We start from the raw sequence: 13,631 nt of genomic DNA on the forward strand, positions 1-13,631 counted from the left end.
CAAATCAAATGTGGGAGCGAGCCTGCTCGCGATGAGGCCAGCACAAACGCCCATTTAGCCCGGGGTCAAACACTCCGGCCCATTAAGCTTCGGATCATTCACCAGATTCGCCAGTACCCGCTCGCGCAACGCCGCGGGCTCACTGGCCAGCAACGCCTGCAAGGCATGCAACGGCGTTTCGGGGTTGAGCCAGGCTTGCTGCCCCGCCGCATCGAGAATCAACGGTCGACGCTGACTCGAAGCCGGCTGGGTGATCACCGCCGTACTCAACCACACCTGCTCCTGCACCGGATACGCCTCCCAGATCGCCGCGAAGAACAGCGCCGAACCCTCCCCCGGGGTCAGCCAATACGGACGTTTGCGGGTGGTGCCACGCCATTCATAGAAACCATTGGCCGGTAGCAGGCAACGACGCAAGCGCAAGGCTTCGCGAAACATCGGCTGTTCGGCAACGGTTTCGGCGCGGGCATGGGCCGGGGTGCGGGACAGGTCGGTCAGCCACGGCGGCGTCAGGCCCCAGCGAGCGCGGGCCAACTCACGTTGCCCGTCTGCGCCGGCACGCAGCATCAACACCGAATCGTTGGGGGAGATATTCCACTGGGCCTGCTGATCGGCGGGGAATCCGGGCAGGGCCGCGAAGGCGGGGTTCCAGCGAAACAGGGCATAACGTCCACACATGGGGCAATACGACTCTTGATCAAACGAACGTCAGCCTAACAGACCAGCGTGCCGGGAAAACTCTCCGGTTCATCGCCGGACAGCGGCAGCGCGGCATTGTACGCGGTGATCAGCTCCCGAGCGTATTCGGCCTGATCGTTATCGACCGATAAGCCCAGCAGGCCGAATATCGGCAATTCCCCGGTACCGCCGATCAAATCCCGGCCCACCAGATGCGCCTCGATACCCTCGCTGGCGAGCATGCTTTGAAGCAGTTCGCCTTCCATCAGGTTTTCCGGTTCGTAGATACGCTGCATAGACCCTCACTCGTTTTCACTGTGAACTTCGAGCAACCATTCATGACCGTCAGTCTGCAAAACAAAAGTAATGGGACGGCAACACACAGGACAATCTTCGATATAGGTCTGATCGCCGCCGGACAAGTCCAGAACAGCCTCGACCTCTTCACCGCAATACGGGCATTCATAGCGCTCGGTTTCCAGCATCGCGGTCTCCCAAGTGACTTGTGCGTATAATCGCCGGTCTATTTGCAGGGCTATTTTCGTCTGGCTAACTTTTCAGACCGTGCCCCGTTGGTTTTCGATCAAAACCTTTACTTACCCTAGCCGTTTCTAACAAGAGAGCATGATGGGCGAATTCGATGCCATCCGACCTTACGACGACAGCGAAGTCCCGGCAGTGCTGAACCGGCTGCTCGGCGACAAGGCGTTTCTAGATATCCTCATCCACTTCCGCTTCCCGCGCTATGCCGGTGCCTTCGGCTGGATGCTCAAACCTCTTATAGCGCATCGGCTGCGCCGTGAGTTCGCCGGCATCACGTCGGTGGCCACCTTGCAGGACAAAGTCGAGTTTTACGTCGACCACACCATCGAGCGCGCCACGGACGGGGTGACCTACACCGGCGTGGAGCAATTCAAATCCGGCAGCGCCTACCTGTTCATCGCCAACCACCGCGACATCGTGATGGACCCGGCCTTCGTCAACTACGCCGTGTACCACGCCGGCCTGCCGACCCCACGCATTGCCATCGGTGACAACCTGCTGCAAAAGCCTTTTGTCAGCGATTTGATGCGCCTGAACAAGAGCTTCATCGTGCACCGTTCGATCACTGGTCGCCGGGAAAAAATGGCGGCGTATCAGCTGTTGTCGGCGTACATCAACCACTCGATCCGTAACGACTGCGCCTCGATCTGGATCGCCCAGGCTGAAGGCCGGGCCAAGGACGGCGACGACCGTACCGAGTCGGCGATCCTCAAGATGTTCCACATGAGCCGCAAGGACGAGCCGTTCGGCGAAGTCATCCGCTCGCTGAACCTTACCCCGGTGTCGATCAGCTACGAATACGACCCGTGCGACCAGGCCAAGGCGCGCGAGCTGTACATCCGCGCCACCACCGGCAGCTACACCAAGGTGCCGGGCGAGGATGACGTGAGCATCGCCAAAGGTATCACCGGTTACAAAGGCCGGGTTCACGTGAACTTCGCCGCGCCGATCACCGAATTGTTCGAAGATACCAAGCAATTGGCGATCGAAATGGACAAGCAAATCCTCAGCGGTTATCGGTTGTTCCCGGTGCACTACCTGGCGTATGCGCAGTGGAAAGATGCTGACCCGCAACTACAGGTGCCGAAAGCGGCCAAGGTGTTTGCGGCAGACGAACTGGCCAAGGCTCAGGAAGAATGGCAGCGCCGGCTGGAGGCTTGCCCTGAGGAGCATCGTCCGTTTCTGGTGTTGCAATACGCGACGCCGGTGCGTAATCAGTATCGGGTCAAGGCCGGGTTGCCGCTTTAAGCGATTTTGGCTGGATACGACAACGGCGCCTTCGGGCGCCGTTTCTTTATGCAAGATCAAAAGATCGCAGCCTTCGGCAGCTCCTACATTGACCGAGTACATGCGCAATCCCCCGTAGGAGCTGCCGCAGGTTGCGATCTTTTGATTTTCAGACGCGAGTACTGATCCACGACACCAGCAACGCCATCCCGAGGCAGGCGAAGCCGAAGCGGTAGAAGAAACGGTTCATGCGCAGGGTCGCCCAATCCAGTGTTGGCTCTTCGCTGGGACGACTTTGGCGCTGCGCCTCGATACTGGCCAGGGCGCGCTGTTCGCGGCGACGGGTGGCGTGCAGCAACCAGCCGCCCGGAAAGGCGAACAGCAAGGCCAGCAAATTGATCAATTTGGCGGGATGAGCAGTAAGAAGCGAAATCAATTGCAGCGACATCACAAACCTCAGGCAAACCGGTGTAGCAGACGCCGGACCGACGACCACGGCGCGGATTCTACCGAAACTGCCCCAACCTGCCCCGGCTTTCCGACAAATAACGAAACCATTTAGCCGATTGCTGTCCTGTGTCATGGCACCGTCATTTGAATCCGCCAGTCTGTCGCCCCTCGAAACCGACACGGACTCCGTCATGCTCCACGCCGAAAACCAGGACCGCCTCTACCTCATTGCCCAAAGCGACGAACAACAAACCTTAGTCGGCAGCCTCGCCTTCAACGTTCAGGACCGGCATTGGCTGGTGTATTGCGCGTTGGGTGGGCATCAACATGCGGATTTGCCGGAGACGGATTTGCTGACGGGGGTGAGTGTTCTGGATTTTTATTCGCAGGCGGCTTGAGCGTCGCGCCCTGTAGGAGCGAGGCTTGCCCGCGAAGGCTTTCTCACATGCAACATTGATGTCGCCTGTCACGCCGCCATCGCGAGCAGGCTCGCTCCCACAATTGAAATCGTGTACATCTGCGAGAGATTGGTCGGCTGTCAGGGCGCCTTCGCGGGCAAGCCCGCTTCCACAATGAATCTGCGGACACAAAAAAACCCGGCGCCATCACTGACACCGGGTTCTTTAAACAAGCCGCGAATCGTTACTCAGCAAGCACCTGACCAATCGTCGGATCCTTGAACAAGCGGGTCAACGCATCACTCAACACATCACTGACCAGCTTGGTATTGGTTTCCTGATTCGGCGCCATGCCAAAACGCTGATCGAGCGACGCACCGTAGCGACCGCTGTAACGACGGTTGGCATTCTGCACATCCGAACGGAACGTCGCGCCAATCGTTGCTTCAGTCACATACAGGCCTTCCTTGGGCGACTGATACTTCAGCTCGGCCAGGGTCACGGTCAATTGCGGTGCATTCAGCGCATTGGCCGTCGGGGTAAAGCCCAGCAAGCGCACGGCCGCTTCAGCCTGAGCCTGCAACTTCGGCAGAATCTGCGCACCCTGCACGGTGATTGCACTGGTCTCCGGATACAGGCCACCACGCGTTCCCAAGGTTGGCGATGGACGACCATCCACCACACGCACCACCACCGGCTGACCACGGCCGACCGGCGCCAGCTGAGCCGTCAGCTTGGGTTCCGGGTTCAGTTGTTGCGGGCTGTGGGCGCAGCCGACGAGGGTCAAACTGGTCACAGTGATCAAACCGAACAACAGGCGTTGCAACATGCTCTTCTCTCCAGAATCAGGCACAAACAGGCCCACAGTATAGCGGTGCGCCACTGCGGCGAACTAGCTCCGCACAACGATTACTGAAATCTCTGACAAACCCGGCCCAGCGCGGTTCCTGTCACACATCTGTCACCGACCTTACACATGCACGTCATGGCTCACTGGCAACCTTCATAGCAGTCACCCCACAAGGTACTTTGCCATGCGTTTTCTCATCTCAATGTTCGCGCCACGTCCACTGCATCGCTGTTTTGCCCTGCTCGACCGCGATGGCCGCTGCCAGGCATTCAAACAGTGCAGCCTGCAGCCCATGGGCGATGGCTGGGTCGAAATCGAAGAAATCCGCCTCAACTGGCTGCACCATCCCCTGCCCGCCAGCGCCCGTGTCAGCCAGCGCCAGCCACGTGCGCGGGCACAACAACTGTTGACCACCTGACCGGACGCCTAATAAAAGTCATTAAACACGACCATTTCCCTGCGTTTCTTAGATACAATCTCCCCCCGATTATAAGGACGTCTCCTGATCGGGCCTCGCAGCATCGTTAATGCCTCGGCATTGACACCCCCGCACCGCCCACAGAGAGCCGCCCACACAGATCGAGTGAAGCTGGCGCGCTTGCTGTTCCTTAAGCAAAACACCACTTTTCGCGAATCTGCAGAGCTGTCATTACGCTCGGTTACTGAGCTGTTTGCCCGTTTTGCTTGTCATGTATCCCATGGCGGCAATCCATCCGGGCACGGTGCCCGGCTGGGACAGCCCTTTTTTGAGGTTCACGTCTTCAAAAGAGCGTGAAAAAAACGGGTTTTCACAACTTCACAAGAGTGTGGCGAGCAAATGAATAGTTTTGCGTCTGAACATGCACCATTAGCGTCTACAACAGCCCAACGACACAGGACCGAGTATTCCTCGAACACCGGAGCCTGAAGCCTGTCCGCTACGGATTTGGTTGCACAAACGGATGTCTCGACCATAAGTCGAATTGCCAGCCGCGTGCCGAAATGAGTTCATATGACTCTTGAAGCCAAGCCGCATGCATCCGTCGAAGTTGCAAAAAATTGCGAAGATTCGGACATGGCGATCCTGGCCATGGGTACCTGGGGCATCACTGACATCACCCCGGAACGCCTGGCAGCTATGCCGACAATTTGGTGCTGCAGATTTTGGAGACGCGTTAAATGGCGCATAACGAAGCAGTCGACGTAGTACTGGTTGGGGCCGGCATCATGAGTGCCACCCTTGCGGTACTGCTCAAAGAGCTCGACCCCGCGATCAAGCTGGAAGTCGTCGAGCTGATGGATTCCGGTGCTGCGGAGAGTTCCAATCCGTGGAACAACGCCGGTACCGGTCACGCCGGGCTGTGTGAGCTGAACTACACGCCGCAGGCCGCCGACGGCACCGTCGACATCAAGAAAGCCGTGCATATCAACACCCAGTTCGAGGTGTCGAAGCAGTTCTGGTCCTACCTGACCAAGAAAGGCACGTTCGGCTCGTGCAAGTCGTTCATCAGCCCGGTGCCGCACCTGAGCTTCGTGCAGGGCGACGACGGCGTCTCCTTCCTTAAGGAACGTTTCAAGACGCTGAGCAAACATCACGCCTTCTCGGACATGGAATACACCGAAGACAAGGCCAAAATGGCCGAGTGGATGCCGTTGATGATGCCGGGCCGCGCGCCTGACGAAGTCCTCGCCGCCACCCGCGTGATGAACGGCACCGACGTCAACTTCGGCGCCCTGACCAACCAATTGCTCAAGCACCTGACCAGCGCACCTGATGCCCAGGTCAAGTACTGCAAGCGTGTGACGGGTCTGAAGCGTAACAACGGTGGCTGGACTGTCAGCATCAAGGACGTCAATACCGGCAACAGCCGTGACGTCGACGCCAAATTCGTGTTCCTCGGCGCTGGCGGTGCGGCACTGCCTCTGTTGCAAGCTTCGGGCATCGAAGAAAGCAAAGGCTTCGGCGGCTTCCCGATCAGCGGCCAATGGCTGCGTTGCGACAACCCGGAAGTGGTCAAGCACCACCAGGCCAAGGTCTACAGCCAGGCTGCGGTAGGTTCACCACCGATGTCCGTGCCGCACCTGGACACCCGTGTGGTCGATGGCAAGAAGTCCCTGCTGTTCGGACCTTACGCCGGTTTCACCACCAAGTTCCTCAAGCACGGTTCGTTCATGGACCTGCCGATGTCAGTCCGCGCCGGCAACATCGGCCCGATGCTGGCCGTGGCCAAAAACAACATGGACCTGACCAAGTACCTGGTCAGCGAAGTGATGCAGTCGATGGAACAGCGCCTGGAATCCCTGCGTCGTTTCTACCCTGAAGCGAAAGCCGAAGACTGGCGCCTGGAAGTGGCTGGCCAACGGGTGCAGATCATCAAGAAAGATCCGAAGAAAGGCGGCGTTCTGCAGTTCGGTACCGAACTGGTCGCAGCCAAGGACGGTTCGCTTGCGGCCCTGCTCGGCGCCTCGCCAGGCGCTTCGGTGACTGTTTCGATCATGCTTGAGCTGATCGAAAAATGCTTCCCGAACAAAGCCTCCGGTGAATGGGCTGCCAAGCTGGCGGAAATCTTCCCGGCTCGGGAAAAAGTCCTGGAAACCGACGCTGCGCTGTATCGCAAGATCAATGCGCACAACAACGTCGCGCTGGAACTGGTTGAAGCCAGTAACGAGACCGAAAGCTACGCTTGATTCGGCCGCATAAAAAACGCCCCGTCCTCATTGAGGGCGGGGCGTTTTTTTGTGCCGCTGAAAAGATCGCAGCCTCGCTTCGCTCGACAGCTCCTACAGGTATGAGCGAACTATTTGTAGGAGCTGTCGAGCGAAGCGAGGCTGCGATCTTTTGATCCTGATCTTTTGATCTTAGCCGCGAGCTTTGTTGATCAACTCGATGTACTCGGCCGCGTTGCGTTGATCCTGAATCAGGGCAACGAAGTCATTGCCATGCTCATCCTTGCCATTCAGGTCATAGCCGGCTTCAACAAAGAACGTCAGAAAACGCTCGAAGTCATCGATGCGCAGGCCACGGTAAGCCTTGATCAGTTTGTGCAGCGACGGTGAAGTGGCGTCGACCGGCTCAAAATCGAGGAACAGCTTGATCTGTGCATCGCCGATCTCGTCACCAATCACTTGCTTCTTATCTTTACGCATTGCCGACTCCAGCTCGCAGACATTTCACGGGGCGGGCAGTTTACCCCTGCCCGGGCGTAAGGCTCAACGCGGACGAACGCTGCCAGTGTGCAGATCGGCCCAGATATGGCCGTTGGCGTAGCTGAGGAACTGGCAATACACCGTGTCATTGCGCAACAAATCGATCACCACCCGGTATTGGGCCATTGGGTAGAAGAGCGTCAGGGTTTTGCTTTTTTCGTCGTAGATCGGCTTCTTCAGGCTTTTGCTTTCGCCATCGAAGTTGACCAGCACCTGGCTGATGGTCGCGCCCTTGTTCAAGGATTTGCCCTTGAGGCGGATCAGTAATGGCGATGTGACCGGGATCGGCTGTTGGTTGGACTGGCGCTGGCTGCCAATCACCACCGAATAGTCGGTGACCTGCAGCAGTTGTTGCTGCTCGGGCTCGGCGTCGCGCAGGGTCAAGTCGTCCGGAGGCAAAAACTGCGAATGCATTGGCGACGGGGCTGCGGCCAGGGGCAGGCTGAGGGTCAGCAACAGGACGACGCAGCTGCGGATCAAAAGGCTCATGACAGGCTCCGGAGGCGGGGCCGAGCACTCTAGCACGATGATCAATCAGGCAAATAACCGATCCAGATCAAAACTCTGGAACACAAGGCCGGGCATACTGAAAGAGCTTTCAGCCCTATTTCGACGGTGCGCCGTCTACTGTGGAGTCCCCATGTCATTCTCCATGCCCCCATTATTCGCCGCCTGGCGTCAGACCTGGCGCGCAGGTTATAGCCTCAGACGTTTGCGCGGCGATATCAGCGCCGGGGTGACGGTCGGGATTATCGCCATCCCTCTGGCCATGGCCCTGGCGATTGCGGTGGGGGTAGCGCCCCAGCAAGGTCTGTATACAGTGCTGATCGCCGCGCCCCTGATCGCCCTGACGGGAGGCTCGCGCTTCAATGTCAGCGGGCCGACAGCCGCGTTCGTGGTGATACTGCTGCCGATTACCCAACAATATGGTCTGGGTGGCCTGCTGCTTTGCACCATGCTTGCCGGGGTAATCCTGATTGCCTTGGGGCTGATTCGGGCCGGACGGCTGATTCAGTACATCCCTTATCCGGTGACCCTGGGTTTTACCGCCGGGATCGGCATTGTCATCGCCACCCTCCAATTGAAGGATTTGCTGGGCCTGACCACCGCCGGGCATGCCGAACATTACATCGAGCAACTAGGTGCGCTGCTCCAGGCGTTACCCAGCGCCCGCCTGGGGGACGGGATCATCGGTGCTATGTGCCTGGGAGTCCTGATCGTCTGGCCGCGCTTTGTGCCGAGGATTCCGGGGCATCTGGTGGCGCTGGCCGTCGGCGCATTGCTGGGGGTGGCACTGGAAAGCGTCGGGTTACCGGTTGCGACGCTGGGGGAGCGCTTCAGCTATATCGTCGATGGCGTCAGCCATCCCGGCATACCGCCGTTTCTGCCGGGCTTCGACTGGCCGTGGAATCTGCCGGGGCCCAATGGTCAGCCGCTGCATTTGTCTTACGACCTGATTCACCAATTAATGGCGCCAGCGTTCGCCATCGCCATGCTCGGCGCCATCGAATCGTTGTTGTGCGCGGTGGTGGCCGATGGCATGACGGGTAGCAAACACGACCCCAACGCCGAACTTCTGGGTCAAGGCCTGGGCAATCTGGTCGCACCGTTGTTCGGGGGCATCACCGCCACTGCCGCGATTGCCCGTAGCGCCACCAACGTGCGCAGCGGGGCGTTTTCGCCATTGGCGGCAATTATCCACAGTGCTGTGGTGCTGCTGGCGATACTCGTCCTCGCCCCGCTGTTCAGCTATTTGCCCATGGCAGCGCTGGCGGCATTGCTGGTGATGGTGGCGTGGAACATGAGCGAAGCCCGGCACGTCATGCACACCTTGCGCATCGCACCGCGCAGCGATGTGCTGGTCTTGCTGACCTGCCTGAGCCTGACGGTGCTGTTCGACATGGTGCTGGCCGTCGCCGTCGGCCTGCTGCTGGCCGCCGGTTTGTTCATCAAACGCATGAGCGATCTCACGGACACCGCCGAGCTGCCTCGCGAGTTCCATCAATCCTTACAAGATATGCCGGAGCATGTTCGTTGCTATGCGATACGCGGGCCGCTGTTTTTCGGCGCTGCGGAAAAAGCCTTGGGCGTGCTACGTAAATTCAGCCCGGAGGTCAAAGTAGTGATCGTCGAGATGAGTGCCGTGCCCATGCTGGACATGACAGCACTGGCTGCCTTCGACAATATCCTCAGGGATTACCGCACCGATGGTATCGGCCTGATTCTGGTCGGGACCGCTCCACGGGTGCGCCTGAAACTCAGGCGCGCGGGCATCCATCGGGAACAGCGACAGTTGGCCTACGTGAATAATCTGGAACAGGCTCGACGCAAAAGCGAACATTGGCTCGCCGGGCTGAATTGAGCGCGCAATTCGAGCGAATTGCGCACGCATCCAGGCATGGAGGCCTTGCATTCAAGCCTCAACGTGCCTGGCGGCCAATCGCCCCCAGGCAGTCATCCTGTTTACATGCCTTTAACAGCAAAGATCCCGTTGGCGTTACGCCAGTAGCCTTTGTAGTCCATGCCGTAACCGAAGATGTAACGGTCGATGCACGGCAGGCCGACGAAATCGGCTTTCAGGTCCGGGCGAGCCTTGCGGTCGTGGTCCTTGTCGATCAGCACGGCAGTGTGCACGGCGCGGGCGCCAGCGTGTTTGCAGAAGTCGATGATCGCGCCCAGGGTGTGACCTTCATCGAGGATGTCGTCGATGATCAGTACGTCACGGTCGATGAACGAGACTTCCGGCTTGGCTTTCCAGAACAGGTCGCCGCCGCTGGTTTCGTTGCGATAACGGGTGGCGTGCAGGTAGGACGCTTCCAGCGGGAAGTTCAGATGCGTCAGCAGCTTGCCGGAGAAAATCAGCCCGCCGTTCATCACGCAGAACACCACCGGGTTGCGCTCAGCCAGCTGATCGTTGATTTGTGCACCGACACGGGCGATGGCCGCCTCGACTTCAGCTTCGGTGTACAGGCAGTCAGCCTCTCGCATGATTTGACGGATATGCTCGAGATCAGCGGACATGGCGCTCTCCAAGGGGGTTTGAGGGGCAGGGATGGTTCAGGAAAAGCGGGCAAAGGTACGCATCAAGCGAGGCCAGATCAAGCGTTTGTGGACTAACGTTCTGGATGTCTACAGGACAACACCCTCGGATAGATTAATCTAGGCCGGTTTTTTTGCCCGCCGCCGGAGCCTTTCCCATGCCCATCCTCGAGATCCGCCATCCGCTGATCCGTCATAAACTTGGCCTTATGCGCCGCGCCGACATCAGCACGAAGAATTTCCGTGAGCTCGCTCAGGAAGTCGGCGCCCTGCTGACCTATGAAGCCACCAAAGACTTGCCGCTGGAAAGCTACGACATCGAAGGCTGGTGCGGCACGGTGTCGGTCGAGAAAATCGCCGGCAAGAAAATTACCGTGGTACCGATCCTGCGTGCCGGCATCGGCATGCTCGAAGGCGTGCTGAGCCTGATCCCGGGCGCCAAAGTCAGCGCCGTGGGCGTGGCCCGCAACGAGGAAACCCTCGAAGCCCACACCTACCTTGAGAAACTGGTGCCGGAAATCGACGAGCGTCTGGCGATGATCATCGACCCGATGCTCGCCACTGGTGGCTCGATGGTCGCCACTATCGACCTGCTGAAAAAGGCCGGCTGCAAGGACATCCGCGCGATGGTCCTGGTGGCTGCCCCTGAAGGCATCGCCGCTGTAGGCAAAGCTCACCCGGACGTGATGATCTACACCGCCTCCATTGACGAAAAACTCAACGAACACGGTTACATCATCCCAGGCCTGGGCGATGCCGGTGACAAGATCTTCGGCACCAAGCAGAAGGACGCTTGAGCATGCAGCAAGCGTTCAACGATCCGCTCTGGCGCACGGTGCTGTCTGGCGCGCAGATGCTGTTCGTGGCCTTTGGCGCGCTGGTGTTGATGCCGTTGATCACCGGCCTCGACCCCAACGTGGCGCTGTTCACCGCAGGCCTGGGGACGATTCTGTTCCAGATCGTCACCGGGCGTCAGGTGCCGGTTTTCCTGGCGTCGAGCTTTGCCTTCATCACGCCGATCATTCTCGCCAAGGGCCAGTTTGGCCTGGCGGCGACCATGGGCGGTGTGATGGCGGCGGGTTTCGTCTACACCTTCCTCGGTCTTGCCGTGAAGATCAAAGGCACCGGGTTCATCGACCGCCTGTTGCCACCGGTGGTGATTGGCCCGGTGATCATCTCCATCGGCCTGGCCATGGCGCCGATCGCCGCCAACATGGCGATGGGCAAGGCCGGCGATGGCACTGAACTGATTCCTTACCAGACGGCGATGTTGATCTCGATGCCAGCGCTGCTGACCACCTTGATCGTCGCGGTGTTTGGCAAAGGTATTTTCCGCCTGGTGCCGATCATCTCCGGCGTATTGGTGGGTTTTGCCATGGCGTTCTATTTCGGCGTGGTTGATACCGCGAAGATTGCCGCTGCACCGTGGTTCGCGATTCCACAGTTTACGGCGCCGGAATTCAACTGGCAGGCGATTCTGTTCATCGTTCCGGTAGCCCTGGCCCCGGCCATTGAGCACATCGGCGGCGTGATTGCCGTGGGTAGCGTGACCGGTCGCGATTATTTGAAGAAGCCCGGCCTGCACCGCACGTTGCTCGGCGATGGCATTGCCACCACCGCGGCCGGTCTGTTCGGCGGCCCGCCCAACACCACCTATGCCGAAGTGACTGGCGCGGTGATGCTGACCAAAAACTACAACCCGAAAATCATGACCTGGGCCGCAATCTTTGCGATCAGCCTGGCGTTCATCGGCAAGTTCGGCGCCCTGCTGCAAAGCATCCCGGTGCCGGTGATGGGCGGGATTCTCTGCCTGTTGTTCGGTTCGATTGCTGCGGTGGGGATGAACACCATGATTCGCCACAAAATCGACCTGGGCGAAGCACGCAATCTGGTGATTGTCTCGGTGACGCTGGTGTTCGGGATTGGCGGCGTACTGGTCGGCACCGGTACCGGCCCGGACGATTTCGGCCTCAAAGGCATCGCGCTGTGCGCGGTGGTGGCGATTGCGCTGAACCTGTTGCTGCCGGGCCATGACAGCTGGAAGCACAAGAAGGTGGAAGAGCCGTTGTTGTAACAGGCGACTCAATCCCCTGTGGCGAGGGAGCTTGCTCCCGCTTGAGTGCGCAGCACTCACAAAACCTTCATCGGCTGTAAGGATTTTGGGGCCGCTTCGCGACCCAGCGGGAGCAAGCTCCCTCGCCACAACAAGCCCGCCTGTTTCAATGTTCTTACAACGCCAACGGCGCCCGCTCACACAATGCGTTCAACGCCTTGGCCCACTGCGGATCATCATTGAGGCACGGCACCAGCACCAACTCCTCCCCTCCCGCTTCGCGGAATTGCTCCTTCCCGCGATCACCGATCTCTTCCAGGGTTTCGATGCAATCGGCGACGAACGCCGGGCACATCACCAGGACTTTCTTCACACCACTTTTGGCCAACTCATCAAGGCGCGCTTCGGTGTAGGGTTCGATCCACTTGGCTCGCCCCAGACGCGACTGGAACGACACCGACCACTTGCCGTCCGGCAGGCCCAGGCGCCGGGCAAACTCGGAAGCGGTGCGCAGGCATTGCGCGCGGTAGCAGGTGGCTAATACTTCCGGCGAAGCCTTCTGACAGCAATTATCGCTTTTAAAGCAATGATGACCGGTGGGGTCGATCTTGGTCAGGTGCCGTTCCGGCAAACCATGGAAGCTCAGCAGCAGGTGATCGTAGTCCTGTTGCACATAAGGCTTGGCACTGGCCACCAACGCATCGAGGTATTCCGGCTGATCGTAGAACGGCTGGAGAATCGAGAACTGCACGTCGAGTTTCTTCTCCCGGACCACCCGCCTGGCCTCTTCGATCACCGTCGTCACCGTACTGTCGGCGAACTGCGGATAGAGCGGTGCCAGGGTGATTTTTTTGTGCCCCTGAGTCGCCAGACGAACCAGCATCGACTCAATGGATGGCTCGCCGTAGCGCATCGCCAGCTCTACCGGCCCGTGGGTCCACTGCGCGGTCATGGCCCGTTGCAGACGACGGCTGAGCACCACCAGTGGCGAGCCGTCCGCCCACCAGATCGACGCATAAGCGTGGGCCGATTGTTCCGGGCGCTTGATCAGAATCAACGACACCAGCAAACGCCGCACCGGCCATGGCAGGTCGATCACATACGGGTCCATCAGAAATTGATTGAGGTAGCTGCGCACATCCGCCACCGAGGTGGAAGCGGGTGAACCCAGGTTGACCAGAAGCAACGCGTGATCGGTCATGCAACG

General features: G+C 59.2%; 16 protein-coding genes. 7 read left to right on the forward strand and 9 right to left on the reverse strand.

Features of this window, described 5'->3' with window-relative positions; translation table 11 throughout:
- Positions 1 to 54: 54 nt before the first annotated feature.
- Genes ACZ89R_RS12680 through ACZ89R_RS12690 form a run of 3 tightly spaced genes read right to left on the reverse strand, consistent with a single transcriptional unit; the run spans position 55 to position 1,163 of the window.
- Positions 55 to 678, reverse strand: coding sequence for an SOS response-associated peptidase (locus ACZ89R_RS12680; protein ID WP_192345485.1), 624 nt, complete (start codon positions 676 to 678; stop codon positions 55 to 57).
- Between the two features lie 35 nt (positions 679 to 713).
- Positions 714 to 974, reverse strand: a complete 261-nt coding sequence (locus ACZ89R_RS12685; RefSeq protein WP_123501271.1) for a putative signal transducing protein — start codon at positions 972 to 974, stop codon at positions 714 to 716.
- A gap of 6 nt (positions 975 to 980) precedes the next feature.
- Positions 981 to 1,163: a CPXCG motif-containing cysteine-rich protein gene (locus ACZ89R_RS12690; protein ID WP_052967976.1), complete on the reverse strand. Its 183-nt coding sequence runs from the start codon at positions 1,161 to 1,163 to the stop codon at positions 981 to 983.
- A 139-nt stretch (positions 1,164 to 1,302) separates the two neighbouring features.
- Here ACZ89R_RS12690 and ACZ89R_RS12695 point away from each other — a divergent pair, with 139 nt between their 5' ends.
- Entirely contained in the window at positions 1,303 to 2,469 is a 1,167-nt protein-coding gene (locus ACZ89R_RS12695; protein WP_429544223.1) for a 1-acyl-sn-glycerol-3-phosphate acyltransferase, read from the forward strand.
- 148 nt (positions 2,470 to 2,617) lie between these two features.
- Here ACZ89R_RS12695 and ACZ89R_RS12700 read toward each other — a convergent pair whose 3' ends face one another.
- Positions 2,618 to 2,896: a hypothetical protein gene (locus ACZ89R_RS12700; protein WP_008072140.1), complete on the reverse strand. Its 279-nt coding sequence runs from the start codon at positions 2,894 to 2,896 to the stop codon at positions 2,618 to 2,620.
- Positions 2,897 to 3,089: 193 nt separating this feature from the next.
- Here ACZ89R_RS12700 and ACZ89R_RS12705 point away from each other — a divergent pair, with 193 nt between their 5' ends.
- Entirely contained in the window at positions 3,090 to 3,296 is a 207-nt protein-coding gene (locus ACZ89R_RS12705; RefSeq protein ID WP_018929592.1) for a hypothetical protein, read from the forward strand.
- A 244-nt stretch (positions 3,297 to 3,540) separates the two neighbouring features.
- Here the strand turns inward: ACZ89R_RS12705 and ACZ89R_RS12710 are convergent, their stop codons facing one another.
- Positions 3,541 to 4,125, reverse strand: a complete 585-nt coding sequence (locus tag ACZ89R_RS12710; protein WP_007905851.1) for a YajG family lipoprotein — start codon at positions 4,123 to 4,125, stop codon at positions 3,541 to 3,543.
- A 205-nt stretch (positions 4,126 to 4,330) separates the two neighbouring features.
- On the opposite strand from ACZ89R_RS12710, the gene ACZ89R_RS12715 reads away from it, so the two are divergent.
- The gene (locus ACZ89R_RS12715; protein ID WP_008012002.1) at positions 4,331 to 4,564 is read left to right on the forward strand and encodes a hypothetical protein; all 234 of its coding nucleotides are present in this window, start codon (positions 4,331 to 4,333) and stop codon (positions 4,562 to 4,564) included.
- 740 nt (positions 4,565 to 5,304) lie between these two features.
- Positions 5,305 to 6,813 (forward strand): malate dehydrogenase (quinone), encoded by a 1,509-nt coding sequence (mqo, locus tag ACZ89R_RS12720; RefSeq protein ID WP_123501281.1) that lies wholly within the window; start codon positions 5,305 to 5,307, stop codon positions 6,811 to 6,813.
- Positions 6,814 to 6,984: 171 nt separating this feature from the next.
- On the opposite strand, the gene ACZ89R_RS12725 is transcribed toward mqo, so the two are convergent.
- Together ACZ89R_RS12725 and ACZ89R_RS12730 are read right to left on the reverse strand one after the other, a co-directional pair.
- Positions 6,985 to 7,272 carry a PA4642 family protein gene (locus ACZ89R_RS12725; RefSeq protein WP_429429581.1) on the reverse strand — a complete coding sequence of 96 codons (288 nt, stop codon included), beginning with the start codon at positions 7,270 to 7,272 and terminating at the stop codon, positions 6,985 to 6,987.
- 63 nt (positions 7,273 to 7,335) lie between these two features.
- Positions 7,336 to 7,821 carry a hypothetical protein gene (locus ACZ89R_RS12730; protein WP_192345479.1) on the reverse strand — a complete coding sequence of 162 codons (486 nt, stop codon included), beginning with the start codon at positions 7,819 to 7,821 and terminating at the stop codon, positions 7,336 to 7,338.
- Between the two features lie 151 nt (positions 7,822 to 7,972).
- On the opposite strand from ACZ89R_RS12730, the gene dauA reads away from it, so the two are divergent.
- On the forward strand, positions 7,973 to 9,694 hold the full coding sequence (dauA, locus tag ACZ89R_RS12735) for a C4-dicarboxylic acid transporter DauA (protein WP_429545624.1): 1,722 nt from the start codon (positions 7,973 to 7,975) through the stop codon (positions 9,692 to 9,694).
- A gap of 101 nt (positions 9,695 to 9,795) precedes the next feature.
- Here the strand turns inward: dauA and ACZ89R_RS12740 are convergent, their stop codons facing one another.
- Positions 9,796 to 10,353, reverse strand: coding sequence for a hypoxanthine-guanine phosphoribosyltransferase (locus tag ACZ89R_RS12740; RefSeq protein ID WP_052965782.1), 558 nt, complete (start codon positions 10,351 to 10,353; stop codon positions 9,796 to 9,798).
- A gap of 176 nt (positions 10,354 to 10,529) precedes the next feature.
- On the opposite strand from ACZ89R_RS12740, the gene upp reads away from it, so the two are divergent.
- Entirely contained in the window at positions 10,530 to 11,168 is a 639-nt protein-coding gene (gene upp, locus ACZ89R_RS12745; protein WP_007905839.1) for a uracil phosphoribosyltransferase, read from the forward strand.
- A gap of 2 nt (positions 11,169 to 11,170) precedes the next feature.
- A complete protein-coding gene (locus ACZ89R_RS12750) occupies positions 11,171 to 12,445 on the forward strand; it encodes a uracil-xanthine permease family protein (protein ID WP_429545623.1) in 1,275 nt (424 codons plus the stop codon).
- A gap of 154 nt (positions 12,446 to 12,599) precedes the next feature.
- Here ACZ89R_RS12750 and hemH read toward each other — a convergent pair whose 3' ends face one another.
- Entirely contained in the window at positions 12,600 to 13,625 is a 1,026-nt protein-coding gene (hemH, locus tag ACZ89R_RS12755; RefSeq protein ID WP_429545622.1) for a ferrochelatase, read from the reverse strand.
- Positions 13,626 to 13,631 lie beyond the last annotated feature (6 nt).

The sequence above is a fragment of the Pseudomonas sp. TE3728 genome (assembly GCF_056279145.1).